16 protein-coding genes are annotated in these 15,995 nt (G+C 69.2%); 7 read left to right on the top strand and 9 right to left on the bottom strand.

Annotated features, from left to right (window positions below; translation table 11 throughout):
• Positions 1 to 4 precede the first annotated feature (4 nt).
• The 9 genes from ccmI to ccmA all read right to left on the bottom strand — a co-directional run bounded on the left by ccmI (position 5) and on the right by ccmA (position 7,765).
• Positions 5 to 1,399: a c-type cytochrome biogenesis protein CcmI gene (gene ccmI / locus ACSVC7_RS07855; RefSeq protein WP_448203609.1), complete on the bottom strand. Its 1,395-nt coding sequence runs from the start codon at positions 1,397 to 1,399 to the stop codon at positions 5 to 7.
• Positions 1,399 to 1,917, bottom strand: coding sequence for a cytochrome c-type biogenesis protein (locus tag ACSVC7_RS07860; protein ID WP_448203608.1), 519 nt, complete (start codon positions 1,915 to 1,917; stop codon positions 1,399 to 1,401). Before ACSVC7_RS07860 ends, ccmI begins: the two co-directional genes overlap by 1 nt.
• 41 nt (positions 1,918 to 1,958) lie before the next feature.
• Positions 1,959 to 2,495, bottom strand: a complete 537-nt coding sequence (locus tag ACSVC7_RS07865) for a DsbE family thiol:disulfide interchange protein (RefSeq protein ID WP_448203607.1) — start codon at positions 2,493 to 2,495, stop codon at positions 1,959 to 1,961.
• A 10-nt stretch (positions 2,496 to 2,505) separates the two neighbouring features.
• The gene (locus ACSVC7_RS07870) at positions 2,506 to 4,503 is read right to left on the bottom strand and encodes a heme lyase CcmF/NrfE family subunit (protein ID WP_448203606.1); all 1,998 of its coding nucleotides are present in this window, start codon (positions 4,501 to 4,503) and stop codon (positions 2,506 to 2,508) included.
• Positions 4,504 to 4,528: 25 nt separating this feature from the next.
• Positions 4,529 to 4,984 (bottom strand): cytochrome c maturation protein CcmE, encoded by a 456-nt coding sequence (gene ccmE / locus ACSVC7_RS07875; protein ID WP_448203605.1) that lies wholly within the window; start codon positions 4,982 to 4,984, stop codon positions 4,529 to 4,531.
• Positions 4,981 to 5,214 (bottom strand): heme exporter protein CcmD, encoded by a 234-nt coding sequence (gene ccmD, locus ACSVC7_RS07880; protein WP_448203604.1) that lies wholly within the window; start codon positions 5,212 to 5,214, stop codon positions 4,981 to 4,983. Before ccmD ends, ccmE begins: the two co-directional genes overlap by 4 nt.
• 13 nt (positions 5,215 to 5,227) lie before the next feature.
• Complete coding sequence (locus ACSVC7_RS07885) at positions 5,228 to 5,947, bottom strand: heme ABC transporter permease (protein ID WP_448203603.1); 720 nt, start codon at positions 5,945 to 5,947, stop codon at positions 5,228 to 5,230.
• A 475-nt stretch (positions 5,948 to 6,422) separates the two neighbouring features.
• Entirely contained in the window at positions 6,423 to 7,088 is a 666-nt protein-coding gene (gene ccmB / locus ACSVC7_RS07890; protein ID WP_448203602.1) for a heme exporter protein CcmB, read from the bottom strand.
• Positions 7,085 to 7,765: a heme ABC exporter ATP-binding protein CcmA gene (gene ccmA, locus ACSVC7_RS07895; RefSeq protein ID WP_448203601.1), complete on the bottom strand. Its 681-nt coding sequence runs from the start codon at positions 7,763 to 7,765 to the stop codon at positions 7,085 to 7,087. Before ccmA ends, ccmB begins: the two co-directional genes overlap by 4 nt.
• A 404-nt stretch (positions 7,766 to 8,169) precedes the next feature.
• Between ccmA and ACSVC7_RS07900 the strand changes: the two genes are divergently transcribed.
• From ACSVC7_RS07900 to ACSVC7_RS07930, 7 genes are all read left to right on the top strand, one after another.
• Complete coding sequence (locus ACSVC7_RS07900; RefSeq protein ID WP_448203600.1) at positions 8,170 to 9,849, top strand: putative transporter; 1,680 nt, start codon at positions 8,170 to 8,172, stop codon at positions 9,847 to 9,849.
• A 75-nt stretch (positions 9,850 to 9,924) separates the two neighbouring features.
• Entirely contained in the window at positions 9,925 to 11,622 is a 1,698-nt protein-coding gene (locus ACSVC7_RS07905) for a putative transporter (protein WP_448203747.1), read from the top strand.
• 114 nt (positions 11,623 to 11,736) lie between these two features.
• A complete protein-coding gene (locus ACSVC7_RS07910) occupies positions 11,737 to 12,543 on the top strand; it encodes an ABC transporter ATP-binding protein (RefSeq protein ID WP_448203599.1) in 807 nt (268 codons plus the stop codon).
• 94 nt (positions 12,544 to 12,637) lie between these two features.
• Positions 12,638 to 13,489, top strand: a complete 852-nt coding sequence (locus tag ACSVC7_RS07915; protein WP_448203598.1) for a lysine/arginine/ornithine ABC transporter substrate-binding protein — start codon at positions 12,638 to 12,640, stop codon at positions 13,487 to 13,489.
• A gap of 67 nt (positions 13,490 to 13,556) precedes the next feature.
• Complete coding sequence (locus ACSVC7_RS07920) at positions 13,557 to 14,267, top strand: ABC transporter permease (protein WP_448203597.1); 711 nt, start codon at positions 13,557 to 13,559, stop codon at positions 14,265 to 14,267.
• Positions 14,268 to 14,279: 12 nt separating this feature from the next.
• Entirely contained in the window at positions 14,280 to 14,969 is a 690-nt protein-coding gene (locus ACSVC7_RS07925; protein WP_448203596.1) for an ABC transporter permease, read from the top strand.
• A gap of 145 nt (positions 14,970 to 15,114) precedes the next feature.
• Positions 15,115 to 15,990 carry a hypothetical protein gene (locus ACSVC7_RS07930; protein ID WP_448203595.1) on the top strand — a complete coding sequence of 292 codons (876 nt, stop codon included), beginning with the start codon at positions 15,115 to 15,117 and terminating at the stop codon, positions 15,988 to 15,990.
• Positions 15,991 to 15,995 lie beyond the last annotated feature (5 nt).

The raw sequence follows: 15,995 nt of genomic DNA on the forward strand, positions 1-15,995 counted from the left end.
AGGCTCAGCCGCCGGCCTTCAGCGAGTCGATGCGGGCGCGGATCAGCGCGTATTCCGGGTCGCTGGGCTGGAACTGGGCCAGCAGGCGGTTCCACAGATCCGACGCCTCGGCGGTCTGGCCGATGTCGGCGGCGTTGAGGCCGAGCAGCCACAGCGCGTCGCGGTTGGTCGGTTCGACCTTGAGGGCTTGGCGCAGGGCGGACACGGCCTCGGCGGGCATGGCGGCGGGCTTGTCGGCCTTCGGCTCCGCCGACAGCAGGGCGGTGGCGTAGGCGACCAGCGCGTCGGGGCGGTTGGGCGCCTGCTCCTTGGCCTTGCGCGCGGCCTCCGTGGCCTTCGCCCCTTCGCCGAGCACGGAGTAGGAGCGGGCGAGCTTCAGCCAGCCGTCCACGTCGCCGGGGTTGGCCTCCAGCTTGGCGGCGAGGTTCGCCACCATGCCGCGGATCATCTGCTCGCGGTCCTGCGGGGCATCGCCCGGCCCGTTCTCCTGCGCGGCCGGCGGCTGTTCCGGCGGCAGCGGCTTCGGCGTCACGGCGGCGGGGTCGAGGCCCAGCGTCTTGGCGGCCTGCTGGATCTGCCCCTGAACCACCGGCACCCACGCGGCGTCGGCGGGCGACTCGGCCATCAGGGCGCGCCAGCGCTCCAGGGCGTCCTTGGCATCGCCGGCCTGGAAGCGGGCCAGCGCGGCGTAGAAGCGGGCGCGTGGCTCCTTCGGGTTCTGGGTGAGGATCGCGTCGAAGGCGTCGCGCGCCTCCTCCGGCACGGTGCCGCCGTTGGCGCTGATCAGCACCTCGCCATAGGTGCCCAGCATCTCCGGGTCGCCCTTGGACAGCTCGGCGGCCTTGCGCAGGGCGTCCACGGCCTCCGGATAGCGGCCCATCTTGGCGTAGGCCTGACCGAGGATCGACCAGCCCTGCGGGTCGCCGGGGTTCTGGGCGAGCTGGGCCTTCAGCTTGTCCATCGCCGCCAGCACGTTCTTGGGCGGGCCGCCGCGCTCCTGATCCAGGTTGCGCGAGGCGAGCGGCTGGGCCGGCAGCTCCGGACGGCCGAGCTTGCCGTAGACGGCCAGCGCGCCCAGCGGAATGACGAGCAGCAGCAGAGCCGCGAGGATCTTCGCGCTGCGCGGGGTGGCGGTGCCCGTCTGCGCCGCCTCGTCGCCCTTCCCGTCGGCGATGGCGAGCATGCGGCGGCCGATCTCCGCCCGTGCGGCGGCGGCCTGCGCTTCGCTGATGAGGCCGCGCGCCTGATCGCGCTCCAGCTCCGTCAGCTGGTCGCGGTAGACCTCCAGGTCGAAGGCGGAGCGGCCATCGGCGGTGCCGCGCGGCGACTTCAGCAGCGGCGGTACGATCAGCATCACCACGCCCGCCGTCATCACGGCGGCGACGATCCAGAACAGCATCAGGCGTCTTCCTTGCCCATCTTAGTGGTGCTGAGCAAGGCGTCCAGGCGCCGGCGCTCGTCCTCGGTCAGGGGGGCGGTGTCGCCTCCGGCGGCGACGGCGGCGCCCTTGCGCCCGCGCAGGTACAGCGCCGTGCCCAGCGCGCCGATGGCCAGGATCACGAAGGGGCCGACCCACAGGAACAGCGTCGTCGCCTTGAAGGGTGGGCGCAGCAGCACATAGTCGCCGTATCGGTCGGTGACGAAATGGACCACCTGCTCGTCGCTGTCGCCGACCTTCAGCCGCTCGCGCACCAGCAGGCGCAGGTCGCGGGCGAGCGGGGCGTTCGAATCGTCGATGGACTGGTTCTGGCAGACGAGGCAGCGCAGATCCTTGCTGATCTCGCGCGCGCGGCCCTCCAACGCCGGGTCGGGCAGGATCTCGTCGGGTTGGACGGCCCAGGCGAGGGTGGGCGCAGCGATGGGCGTCAGCGCCAGGAGGGCGGCGAGGAGGACGGCTTTCGCGCGCGGGGCTTTCACGCGTGGGGCTTTCACGTGGGGGGCTTTCACGTGGGGGGCTTTCACGAGGCGGCCCTCAGATGCTTGATCATGGGGAGGATCTGCTCCTCCACCACCTGCGGGGTCAGGGGGCCGACCTGCTTGAAGCGGATGCGGCCCTGGCGGTCGACCAGATAAGTCTCCGGCACGCCGTAGACGCCCCAGTCGATGGACACGCGGCCGTCCAGGTCGGCGCCGATGCTGGCGTAGGGGTCGCCGTTGCGCTGGAGCCAGGCGGCGGCGTCCTCCGCCTTGTCCTTGTAGTTGATGCCGCGCACCGTCACGCCCAGCTCCCGCGACAGGCGGGTGATGACCGGGTGTTCCGCCTTGCAGGGAATGCACCAGGAGGCGAAGACGTTCACCAGCGTCACGTCGCCCTTCAGCATGGCGGAGGAGATGCCCTCCTTGTGGCCGGCCAGCGCGGGGAGCGCGAACTCCGGCACCGGCTTGTCGATCAGGGCGGAGGGGATGTCGCGCGGGTCGCGCTCGAACCCCATGAAGAAGGCCACGCCGACGCCGACGAACAGCAGCAGCGGCAACAGGAAGATCAGGCGGCGCATCGGTTGGACCTTACTCGGCGGGCTGCATGGCAGGCTTGGGCTGTGCGCTGCGGCGGCGTTCCGGCGCGCCGACGCGGAAGCGGCGGTCGGACAGGCTGACCAGCCCGCCCAGCATCATCCCCAGCGCCCCGAACCAGATCCAGGTGACCAGCGGGTGATGGTAGATGCGCACCGTCCAGGCCGTGCCGTTCTGCGTCGGGTCGCCCAGCGCCACGTAGAGGTTGGTCGCCCAGGTTGTGTGGATGGACGACTCGGTCGTGGTCATGCGGGTGACCGGGTAGCTGCGGCGCTCCGGCGTCAGGGTGGCGACGGGCGCGCCGTCGCGGGTGACGGTGAAGACGCCCTGGTCGGCGCGGTAGTTCTCGCCCTTCACCTCGCCGACGCGGTCGAAGGTGATGGCGTAGCCGGCGAGATGGGCGGTGTCGCCCGGCTTCATGGCCTGGATCGACTCCGACTGCCAGGCGGACGTCGCGGTCATGCCGGCGATGGACATGCCGAGGAAGGCGTGCGCGATGGTCATGCCCCAGGCGCTGCGCGGCAGGTTCACGGCGCGGTTCCAGCTGTCCCGCAGCGGGATGCGGAACAGGCGGATGCGCTCCGCGAACTCGGCCAGCGAGCCGAAGAAGGCCCAGGCGGCCAGCGCCACGCCCACCAGCGCCAGCAGCGGCCCGCCGCCGGCCTTCAGGTAGGCGGCGACGGCGACGCAGGCGACCGTGGCGACGCCGGCCGACCACAGGCGGGTCAGGGCGCCCGGCAGGTCGCCGCGCTTCCAGGCCAGGAAGGGGCCGACGACCATGGCGATCACCATGGGGATGGCGACCGGCACGAAGGTGGCGTTGAAGAAGGGCGCGCCGACCGAGACCTTGCCCAGCTTCAGCACGTCCAGGAACAACGGGTACAGCGTGCCGATGAAGACCGTCGCCGTCGCGGTGGACAGCAGCAGGTTGTTCAGCACCAGCGAGCCCTCGCGGCTGATCGGCGCGAACAGGCCGCCGGCCTTCAGCGTCGGCGCGCGCAGGCTGTAGAGCAGCAGCGAGCCGCCGGTGGCGACCCCCAGCAGCACCAGGATGAACACGCCGCGCGCCGGGTCCACCGCGAAGGCGTGCACCGACGTCAGGATGCCGGAGCGCACCAGGAAGGTGCCCATCAGCGACAGCGAGAAGGTGATGATCGCCAGCAGGATGGTCCAGGTCTTCAGCGCGTCGCGCTTCTCCACCACGATGGCGGAATGCAGCAGCGCCGTGCCGGCCAGCCAGGGCATGAAGGAGGCGTTCTCGACCGGGTCCCAGTACCACCAGCCGCCCCAGCCCAGCTCGTAATAGGCCCACCAGGAGCCGAGCGCGATGCCGGCGGTCAGGGTGGCCCAGGCGGCCAGCGTCCAGGGCCGCACCCAGCGCGCCCAGGCCGGGTCCACGCGCCCCTCGATCAGGGCGGCGACCGCGAAGGAGAAGGCGATGGAGAAGCCGACATAGCCCGCGTAGAGGAAGGGCGGGTGGAAGGCGAGGCCGGGGTCCTGGAGAAGCGGGTTCAGGTCGTTGCCGTCGATGGGCGCCGGCATCACGCGGATGAAGGGGTTGGACGTCGTCAGGATGAACAGCAGGAAGCCGATTCCGATCAGCCCCTGCACGCCGATGACGCGCGCCTTCAGCGACGGCGGCAGGTTGCGCCCGAAGACCGCCACCGCCGCGCCGAACACGGTCAGCATGACGATCCACAGCATCATCGAGCCTTCGTGGTTCCCCCACACGCCCGAGAGCTTGTAGAGCATCGGCTTGGTCGAGTGGCTGTTCTGAACGACGTTCAGCACGCTGAAGTCGGACACCACATGCGCCCAGGTCAGCGCCGCGTAGGCCACCAGCACCAGCAGCATCTGCGCGATGGCGGCGGGACGGGCCACGCCCATCCAGGCGGCGTTGCCGGTGGCGGCGCCCGCCAGGGGAACGCCGGACTGCACCAGCGCCACGAACAGCGCCAGCACCAGCGCGTAATGGCCGAGTTCGGGGATCACGGACCCGTTGCTCCCTTATGAAAGACTATGAGCTGGGCTTCAGCGTCTTGGCCGTGGCCTTGAAATGCTCGGCCTGCTTCAGCGCGTCCGCCACCTCGGGCGGCATGTAGTTCTCGTCGTGCTTGGCCAGAACCTCGCGGGCCTGGAAGACGCCGCCGGCCATCCTGCCCTCGGCCACCACGCCCTGGCCCTCGCGGAACAGGTCGGGAAGCTGGCCGCGATAGCTGACCGGGACGCTGTTGACCGTGTCCGTCACGACGAACTGCGTGGTCACGCCGTCCGGCAGCTTCTTGACGCTGCCCTGCTCGACCAGACCGCCCAGGCGGAAATTGCGGTCGCCCACATGCTGCGATTGCAGCTGGGTCGGGCTGAAGAAGAAGACGATGTTGTCCTCGAACGCCGTCAGCGTCAGGGCGGTGGCGGCACCCAGGCCCAGCAGGGCGAGGCCCAGCATGTAGAGGCGACGTTTCTTGCGGGTCATCCTTCACCAACCTCCGCCGCGGCTCCGGCCGCAGGCTGCCCTTTTGATCCATCCGGACGGCGGGCACGGCGCCGCGCCGGGCGGCTGCCCTCCAGCGCCTTCAGCGTCGTCTCGGCCGAGCGCAGCGCCTTCCATGTGGCGACCAGAAGCCCCACCATGACCAGCGCCGCCAGCCCGTAGGCCGGCCAGACATACGCGGCGTAGCCGCCCATCGCGAAGAAATCAGCCATGGTTCGTTCGCCCTCAGCCCTGCGCTTCCGTCAGGCGCATCGTCTGGATCTTGCGCTGCACGATCTCCGCCCGCAGGCGCAGCAGGACCACCGTGATGAAATAGGTGGTGAAGCCCAGCGCCATGACCACCAGCGGCACCAGCATGGAGCCGTCGATGGTCGGCCCGCCCATGCGGATCACGCTGGACGGCTGGTGCAGCGTGTTCCACCACTCCACCGAGAACTTGATGATCGGCACGTTCACCACGCCGACCAGAAGCAGCACGTTGCCGGCGCGCGTGCCGCGCTGCGGGTCGTCGAAGGCGTTCACCAGGGCCATGTAGCCCAGATACAGGAAGAACAGGATCAGCACGCTGGTCAGCCGCGCGTCCCACACCCACCACGTCCCCCACATCGGCGCGCCCCACAGCGAGCCGGTGACGAGGCAGATGAAGGTGAAGCCGGCCCCCACCGGGGCGGCGGCCTTGGCGAACAGGTCGGCCAGCGGGTGCTTCCACACCAGCCCGGCGGCGGCGGCCATCGCCATGTTGACGTACACGAACAGGCTCATCCACGCGGCGGGCACGTGGATGTACATGATCCGCACCGTGTTGCCCTGCTGGTAATCGGGCGGCGAGCTGAACAGCGAGACGTACAGCCCCACGATCAGCAGGATCACGGTCGCCCCGGCGCTCCACGGCAGAATCGCCGAAGAGAGGCGCTGGAAACGGGCAGGGTTTGCAAAACGGTGCATAGGACCTATGGGCCTCTGGTCGTGCTCCGGACGATATAAGCGCACTCATGCCCCAGCGCGAGGGGTTTTGCCTTGATCTTGGTCACGAAGAGTGGCCGTGCAGCGTGGCGATTTCGAGGCGGCGCCGCACTCCGCCGGTCTTCTGCTGCTCCGCGTTGACGGTACGACGAGGAGAGGCGACATTTCCATGCTACGATGGTGCTTAAAGCGCTGACGCAGGCCCCCTCGCCCGTCCCCGGTGGGAGAGGGAGGGGCCCGCGCCGAAGGCGTGGGAGGGTGAGGGCAAGGTTGGCCCGAGAGTCCTGCCTACGCTACTACACCGGGATTTTCGGGGAAACCTTGCCCTCACCCTCCCATGCTGCGCATGGGTCCCTCCCTCTCCCGCCTCTCGCGCAAGCGAAGCTTGCGCTGACGGCGTCAGGCGAATGCCATGGCATTCGCTGAGAGCCGGAGGCGGGCGAGGGGCAAAAAGGCCCTACTCCACGGCCTGCCGCAGCGCCGCGGCACTCGCCCAGGGAGCGAGCGGAAGCGCACCCGCCAGCAGGCCGGCCAGCAGCAGCAGGTGCGGGCGCGGGGTCAGGCCGTTCAGCGCGGCGTCGATGGCGCCGGCGCCGAAGATCAGCACGGGGATGTAGAGCGGCAGGATCAGCAGCGACAGCAGCACGCCGCCGCGCCGGGCGCCCAGCGTCAGGGCGGCGCCGATGCTGCCGATCAGGCTGAGGATCGGCGTGCCGACCAGAAGGGTCAGCACCAGGATCCCGAACCCCTCCGCGTTCATGTTCAGCAGCACGGCCAGCAGCGGGGCGGCGACGATCAGCGGCACGCCGGTCACCAGCCAGTGGGCCAGCGTCTTCGCCAGCACCACCGCCTCCATGGGCAGGGTGGACAGCGACAGCAACTCCAGGGAGCCGTCCTCGTAGTCGTTCTGGAACAGCCGCTCCAGCGACAGCAGCGAGGCGAGCAGGGCGGCCACCCAGATCACGCCGGCCGCGATGCGGGCGAGGACGTTCGGCTCCGGCCCCACGCCGAAGGGGAACAGGACCACGCACAGGACGAAGAACATCACGGCGATGGTGGCGTCCGACCCCTGGCGCAGGGCCAGCCGCAGGTCGCGCCCGATCAGGCGCAGGAAGCGGGTCATGCCGCGTCCTCCTCATGCTCGACGACTTCGTCCTCGTTCTCGTCGTGGAAGACGGGGGTGAAGTCGTCGAGGTGCAGTTCGCCGGCGCCGGGCATGGCGATGTCCACATGGGTGGAGACCGCGACCATGCCGCCGCCAGCGCGGTGCTCCGCGATCATCTCCTCGAACAGGGCGATGGCCGCGCGGTCGAGCGCCACGGTGGGCTCGTCCAGCAGCCACAGGGTGGCGGGGGCGGCGATGATGCGGGCGAGGTTCAGGCGGCGCTTCTGCCCGGCGGACAGGTAGCGGCCCGGCACGTTCGCGATGTGCGGCACGCCCAGCCGGTTCAGGGCGGCGAGCGCGCTGGCGCGCGGGTCGGCGACTCCGCCCAGCGTCGCCCAGAAGGTCAGGTTCTCCACCGCGCTCAGCACCGGCTTCACGGCGTCGAGATGGCCGACATAGTGGATTTTGGCGCGGTGGCCGTCCGGATCCTCGGGAACCGGCACGCCGTCCCAGGACAATTCGCCGCGCAGGGGCTTCAGCAGGCCGGCCATCAGGCGCAGCAGGCTGGACTTGCCGCTGCCGTTGGGGCCGAGCAGGACCAGCGCCTCGCCCGGCGCGATCCGGAAGTCCAGCCCGGTGAAGACCAGCCGGTCGCCGCGAAGGCAGGTCAGCTCGGAACCGGCGAAGACGGGCATGGGGCGGGGGGACTCGGGCGGTTGATAAGGGCTGCGGAGCTATAGCACAGGGTTGCCGCCCACCAAAAACAAACGGGCCAAAAAGAAACGGATCCAAAAGAAAACGGCCATCGCAAGGGGGTTCTTGCGATGGCCGCGGATCCAGCCGGGGCCTGGCTGGGGGCGCCGCGGGGTCGGGCGCCCAGTGAGTCGCAGAGGTTCGGGACGGGGGGTCTCGTCCCTTTCCATTCAAAGCATGCCTTGCGGCTGTCGTCTGTCTAACCGGAGAAAGTGGCGAAATTTTGATGGGCCGCCCCAATCGCCCCAGACGCCCGCCCCATACCCCCGCCATTGCTCTTTTGCGATTGTCCAGGCATTCATGGGTTCGACGCACGCGCGCATCATGAACGGCCCGGATACGCCCCATGAGCTTCCTGATCGACCAGTTCAACGCACTGCCCGACATCGCCCGCATCATGCTGATCCTCAGCGCCGTGGCCGCCGCCGGGCTGGCGCTGGGGCAGGTGAAGGTGCGCGGGGTGGGGCTGGGCATCGGCGGGGTGCTGTTCGCCGGCATCGCGGGCGGGCACATCGCGAAGGTGCTGGGGCTGACCTTCGACCACCACGTCCTGCATTTCCTGCGGGAGTTCGGGCTGATCCTGTTCGTCTACACCATCGGCGTGCAGGTCGGCCCCGGCTTCTTCGCCGCGCTGAAGAAGTCCGGGCTGACGCTGAACCTGCTGGCCGCGACGCTGGTCGGCATGGGCGTCCTGGTGGCGGTGGCGATCCACGAGATCGGCGGGGTGCCGCTGCCGGCGGTGCTGGGCATCTTCTCCGGTGCGGTGACCAACACGCCGTCGCTGGGTGCCGCGCAGCAGATCCTGCGGGAGGTCGGTGCGTCGGCGGCGGAGGTGAACACGCCCAGCCTCGGCTACGCCGTGGCTTACCCGTTCGGCATCGTCGGCATCCTGATCGCCATGGGGGCCGTCCGCGTGCTGTTCCGCATCGACGTGGGGGCGGAGGCCGACGCCTTCGAGCGCAAGCGCCGCGCACAGATGGAAACGCTGGAGACGCTGGACGTCGCCGTGCGCAACCCGGCCGTGTTCGGCACGCCGCTGCGCGACATCCAGCTGTTCGGCGACCTGGGCGTGATGGCGTCCCGCCTGCTGCGCGAGGGGCGGCTTCAGGTGCCGCACCCGGACACCAGCCTGCATCCGGGCGACGTGGTGCATCTGGTCGGCCCGCGCGCCAAGCTGGAGCGGATGAAGACCCACCTCGGCCAGGAGGCGGAGGTGACGCTGACCACCAAGGGCACCGACATGCGCTGGGAACGGCTGGTCGTCACCAACGAGCATGTGCTGGGCAAGACCATCGGGCAGCTGAACCTCGCCGACGCCTACGACGTGGTGGTCAGCCGCGTGAACCGCGCCGGCGTGGAGCTGGTGCCGACCCCGGCGCTGCACCTCCAGTTCGGCGACATCCTGACCGCCATCGGCAAGCCGTCGGACGTGCACAAGGTGGCGGCGCTGATGGGCAACTCCGCCCGCCGGTTGCAGCAGGTGGAGTTCGTGCCGGTCTTCATCGGCATCCTTCTGGGCGTGATCCTGGGCTCCATCCCCTTCTACGTGCCGGGCATGCCGACGCCGCTGAAGCTGGGGCTGGCCGGCGGGCCGCTGGTGGCGGCGATCGTGCTGGCGCGCATCGGGCACATCGGGCCGCTGGTCTGGTTCATGCCGCCCGCCGCCAACCTCGCCTTGCGCGAGATCGGCATCGTGCTGTTCCTGGCGGTGGTCGGGCTGCTGTCCGGCGACCGCTTCCTGGAGACGCTGACGCAGGGCGACGGGCTGCTGTGGATCGCCTACGGCGCGCTGGTCACACTGATTCCACTGCTCGTCGTCGGCATCTTCGCCCGCGCGGTGGAGCGCGAGAATTACCTGACGATCTGCGGCTTGCTGGCTGGCAGCATGACCGATCCGCCCGCGCTGGCCTTCGCCAACGCCATGAGCACGTCGGAGGCGCCGGCGCTGGCCTACGCCACGGTTTACCCGATGGTAATGTTCCTGCGTATCCTGGCGCCGCAGTTGATCGTCCTGTTCCTCTGGTAGGAAGCGGGCCGCCGGGTACGTCCGGCGGGCCGTGGACGGTCGTTTCCCTCGCCCGAGGAGAAACGGACCTTGACCATGCTCGCCGACCTTTTCGCCAGCGTTTTCTCCAGCGTTTTCGTGGGCATGCCGCCCATCGCGCGCGTCGTCTTCATGCTGGGCATCACCTCCGCCGCGGGGCTGGCGCTCGGCCACATCAAGCTGCGCGGCGTGGGGCTGGGCATCGGCGGCGTGCTGTTCGCCGGCATCGCGGGCGGGCACCTCGCCAAGCAGGCCGGCGTGACCTTCAACGCGGAGATGCTGGACTTCATCCGCGACTTCGGCCTGATCCTGTTCGTCTACACCATCGGCATCCAGGTCGGCCCCGGCTTCTTCGCCGCGCTGAAGAAGAGCGGGCTGGCGCTGAACGGGCTGGCGCTGCTGATGGTGGGGTCCAGCATCCTGGTCACCGCCGCGCTGATCCTGACCGACGCGCTGTCGCTGGGCTCCGGCCTGGGCGTCTTCGCGGGCGGGGTGACCAACGCCCCGGCGCTGGCCGCCTCGCAGCAGGTGCTGAAGGAGGTCGGGGCCGACGCCGCCGTCATGGCGTTGCCGGGCCTCGCCTTCGCCGTCACGTATCCCTTCGGCATCGCCGGCAACCTGCTCGCCATGGCGGCCGTGCGCATCGTCTTCGGCATCGACCCGCAGGCCGAGGCCCAGGCCTTCGACGCCGCCCGTCGGGCGGAGGTCGCGGCGCTGGAAACCATGGACATCGCCATCAGCAACCCGGCGCTTCAGGGCGTGCGGATGGGCGACCTGACGATGCTGCCGAGCCTCGGCGTCTGCGCCTCGCGCCTGCTGCGCGGCGGGCATCTCCAGGTGCCGGGCGACGACACGAGGCTGGAGGTCGGCGACGTGCTGCACCTCGTCGGCCCGCGCCTGAAACTGGAGCAGGTGCGCCTGCTGCTGGGCCGGGAGTCGGACGTGCGCCTGACCACCAAGGGCAGCGACCTGAAGTGGGAGCGCATCGTGGTCACCGCCAACGCGGCGCTGGGCAAGTCCATCGCCGCGCTGAACCTGAAGGGCGTGTGCGACGTGGTGGTCAGCCGCGTGACCCGCGCCGGCGTGGAGCTGGTGCCGACCGCCGCCCTGCACCTCCAGTTCGGCGACATCCTGACCGTGATCGGCAAGCCGGACGACCTGCGCACCGTCGCCCGCATCATCGGCAATTCGGAGCGGCGGTTGCAGACGGCGGAGATGATCCCGGTCTTCGTCGGCATGACGCTGGGGGCGGCGCTGGGCTCCATCCCGCTGTTCCTGCCGGGCATGCCGGCGCCGCTGCGGCTGGGGCTGGCCGGCGGGCCGCTGGTCGTCGCCATCGTGCTGGCGCGCATCGGGCACATCGGGCCGCTGGTGTGGTTCATGCCGCCGGCCGCCAACCTCGCCTTGCGGGAATTGGGCATCGTTCTGTTCCTGGCGGTGCTGGGCATCGCGTCCGGCGACCGCTTCGTGGAGACGATGGCGAGCGGCGCCGGCTGGCCCTGGATGGCCTGGGGCGTGCTGGTCACGCTGATCCCGCTGGTGCTGACCGGCATCGTGGCGCGCGGCGTGATGAAGCTGAACTTCCTGACCATCTGCGGCGTGCTGGCCGGCGCGCAGACCAACCCGCCGGGCCTCGCCTACGCCAACGCGCTGGTCACGTCGGAGGCGCCGGCGCTGGCCTACGCCACCGTCTACCCGCTGGCGATGTGCCTGCGGATCCTGGCGCCGCAGCTTTTGGTGCTGCTGCTTTGGTGATGCGGCATTTCCCGTTCGGGGGTTGCAAAATCCGCGTTGCGGGGGACGCGACGCCGGTCTAGCTTAACGGCTGAGACCCCGATTGGTCGCACCACTTCGCGATTCAACCCCCGCATGCACCGACATCCGCCCACCAACCCCAGCGCCCCCGAAGCCGTCGTCGTCGAAAACCTCCACAAGCGCTTCGGAAGCCTTGAGGTGCTGAAGGGCGTGTCGCTGACCGCGCGGGAAGGCGACGTCATCACCCTGATCGGCTCATCCGGCTCCGGCAAGAGCACGCTGCTGCGCTGCATCAACATGCTGGAGGTGCCGGACGAGGGCCGCATCGTCATCGGCGGCGAGGCCATCGGCCTGAAGAAGGGCCGCGGCGGGCGCACCGTTCCCGCCGACGCCCGGCAGGTCGACCGCATGCGCACCCGCCTCGGCATGGTGTTCCAGAACTTCAACCTCTGGACCCACATGACGATCCTGGAGAACGTCATCGAGGCGCCGGTCCATGTGCTGGGCGTGCCGAAGGCGGAGGCCGTGGACCGCGCCCGCATGCTGCTGGACAAGGTCGGCATCCTGGCCAAGGCCGATTCCTACCCCGTCCAGCTCTCCGGCGGGCAGCAGCAGCGCGCCGCCATCGCCCGCGCGCTGGCCATGCAGCCCAAGGTCATGCTGTTCGACGAGCCGACCTCCGCGCTCGACCCCGAACTGGTGGGCGAGGTGCTGCTGGTCATCCGCCAGCTGGCGGAGGAGGGCAACACCATGATCCTGGTGACCCACGAGATGGGCTTCGCCCGCGAGGTCGCGTCGGAGGTGGTGTTCCTGCACCAGGGCCGAATCGAGGAACAGGGACCGCCCGACCGGGTTCTGGTCAATCCGGAATCGGAGCGCGTGCGACAGTTCCTGTCGCGCCACCTGTCCAACTCCGCATGATCGCGCAATTCCCTTGACGAGCCCCTTGACGGGCATCGTGAAACCGCAAAGCTCGAGAATAGCCCGGCCAACAGGGCAACCGAACAGAGGAGGCATGAACGTGAACAAAATTGTTGCGGCGCTGGCGCTGGGCGCCATCGTGGCGGCCGCCGGCGGCATCGCCGAGGCCAAGGAGTGGAAGAAGGTCCGCATCGCGACCGAGGGCGCCTACGCCCCGTGGAACGCGACGGATCCGTCGGGCAAGCTGGTCGGCTTCGAGGTCGACCTCGCCAAGGATCTCTGCAAGCGCATCGGCGCCACCGACTGCGAGATCGTCGCGCAGGATTGGGACGGCATGATCCCGGCGCTCCAGCAGGGCAAGTACGACGCCATCATGGCCGCCATGTCGATCACCGACGAGCGCGAGAAGGTCATCACCTTCGCCGGCCCCTACGGGTCGGAGCCGTCGATGTTCGGCGTGATGAAGTCCTCGCCGCTCGCCAAGGTGACGTTCGACGTGGACCGCGTGGACCTGTCCAAGGATGACCCGGCCGGCAAGGCCGCCATCGACAAGCTGGCCGACGCGCTGAAGGGCAAGACGGTGGGCGTGCAGACCTCCACCATCCAGGCCAACTTCATGGAGAAGTACCTGCCGAAGATTGCCGTCCGCACCTACGACAAGCTGGACAACGCCGGCATCGACCTGGCCGCCGGCCGCGTGGACGCCATGTTCGGCGACCGTTCGGCGGTGGACGCCATCATCAAGTCGGACGCCGGCAAGGACATGACGCTGTTCGCCCCGGGCTTCTCGCGCGGCGTGCTGGGCAAGGGCGTGGGTGTCGGCCTGCGCAAGAGCGACACCGACCTGAAGGAGCTGTTCAACAAGGCGATCGCCGACGCCAACAAGGACGGCACGATCACCAAGCTGAGCACCCAGCACTTCGGCTACGACATCTCGATCAAGTAAGGCCAATCTCCCCCTCTCCCGCCTCCGGCGGGAGAGGGGGAGAGATTGCGGTCTAGTTCCGGAGCCCATGTTCGAACTTCTCTCTTTCGGCCCGAACGGGTGGGGCGGCCAGCTCCTGGCGGGGACGGCGATGACCATCGCCGTGTCGGTCACGTCCTTCGCGCTCGGCCTGATCTTCGGGTCGGCGGGAGCGGCGGCGAAGCTCAGCCACAACCTGATCCTGAACGCCGTCGCCGAGGTCTACACCACCATCGTGCGCGGCGTGCCGGAACTGCTGGTCATCTACCTGCTGTTCTTCGGCGGCGGCACCATGGTGATGGCCCTGGGCCGCCTGTTCGGCTACGACGGCTACATCGAGCTGAACGCCTTCACGGTCGGCGTGCTGTCGGTCGGTCTGATCTCCGGCGCCTATTCGACGGAGGTGATCCGCGGCGCCGTGCAGGCGGTCCCGCACGGCCAGATCGAGGCGGCGCGCGCCTGCGGGATGAACCGCTGGCTGATCCTGCGCCGCATCCTGGTGCCGCAGACCATGCGCTACGCCTTGCCGGGGCTGGGCAACGTCTGGCAGCTGACGCTGAAGGACACGGCGCTGATCTCCGTCACCGCGCTGGCCGAGATCATGCGCGTGGCCCATGTCGCGGCGGGCTCCACGCGCCAGCCGTTCCTGTTCTACACCACGGCGGCGGCGCTGTACCTGCTGCTCACCACCATCTCGACCACGGCGTTCGAGCGGGCGGAGCGGCGCGCCAACCGCGGCGTGCGGCCAAATGCGGCATAGGGGGTCTGACCGGTGAATTGGGAACTGATGTGGGACAGCCTGCCGACCATTCTGGGCGGCGTCCCGGTGACCCTGGAACTGGTCGGGCTGGCGCTGCTGTTCGGCATCGTCCTGGCCTTCGCCGCCGCCCTGCTGCGCCTGTCCGGCAACCGCGTGGCGGAGCGGGTCATGGCCGGCTACGTCTTCGTGTTCCGCGGCACGCCGCTGCTGGTGCAGATCTTCCTGATCTACTACGGGCTCGGCCAGTTCGAACTGGTGCGGAGCAGCGTCCTGTGGACCTTCCTGCGGGAGCCCTTCTGGTGCGCCATCCTGGCGCTGTCGCTGAACACCGGCGCCTACACCAGCGAGATCCTGCGCGGCGCCATCCTGTCCGTCCCGCAGGGGCAGGTCGAGGCGGCGCGCGCCTGCGGCATGTCGCGGGCGCTGGTGTTCCGCCGCATCGTGCTGCCGGTCGCCATCCGCCAGATGCTGCCGGCCTACGGCAACGAGGTGATCCTGATGGTCAAGGCCAGCTCGCTCGCCAGCACCATCACGCTGCTGGAGATCACCGGCCTTTCCCGCAAGATCATCGCCCAGACCTTCGCCGTGTTCGAGATCTTCATCCTGGCCGGCAGCATCTACCTGCTGCTGAACTTCATCGCCTCGCGCGCGATCCGCTACGCGGAATGGCGCATGACGCCGTATCTGAGGGCGAGGGGGTAGGGCTATTGCCCCCACCCCGAACCTCACGAAAATCCAGGCATGAAAAAAGCGGCGGCGGCTGTGCCCGCCAGTCTGTCTGGACATCACACCACCCGACAGGCATTCCTACGTTCCGTGTTTAGGAAATCGCGGAGCAGGAGCCCCTATGGGAAGCGTCGCCGACAAGATCGCCCGGAAGGTGGCGACCCAGATCCGGTCGAACGTCATCGACCTGTCCGCCTTTCGGGCGAGCCGGGAACTTGCCGTTGAGGCCGGCCTCGACGGCAGCCGGTTCAAGGACCTTGTCGAGCAGGGCTACGACCCCGCCTTCGCTTTCTACGCCCAGGGGCTGACGCTGGTGTCGGTGTTCGCCGAGGCGATGTCCGCCATGCCCGAGGCGAAGGGCTACGCCAAGGCGGTGGCGAATGCGGAGGACGAGTATGTGCCGGAAGGCCCGCCGATCAGTCCGCTGACGGCGAGCCACTTCAACATGTGGGCCTTCTTCGACCTCCAGTTCGGGGCCAGCCGGGAGACCATGGGAACCTGCATCCTGCGGGTGGCGGAGTCCACCGGCATGCCGGCCTGGATCGCCGACATCGTCCGGCCGATGCAGGAGTCCCGCATGGGGTTCTACGTCCATATGGGCATGGACGGCCCGCTGGTTCTGCTGAAGGACATCGTCACCCGGCAGGTCCGGCGGTGCCACTCCGCGACGGGGTATGCGGGGGAATCCGGCCAACTCTGGTACACCCGCCTGCTGCCCCCGCCGGTCCCGGACATCGGTCACCATGTGGTCATGACCACGCCCTACGTGGTGCTGGACGGGACGGAGCAGCGGTTCCTGGATTATATCGGCCGCGAGGTCGCCCGGATGGCCGCAGCCGGCGGCCGGAAAGCCGTGGACGCCGAAACCCTGCTGAAGTTCGGCCCGACCGCCAACCACTGGAACGAGTACATCTTCCTCGCCTACGTCAACCACCAACCCGACGCCATCTTCCTGGCCGGCGTCCCCGACATCCCGGAAAGCCTGCCGCAAGCGTGACGCGG

It is taken from the genome of Azospirillum mesophilum (genome assembly GCF_053470405.2).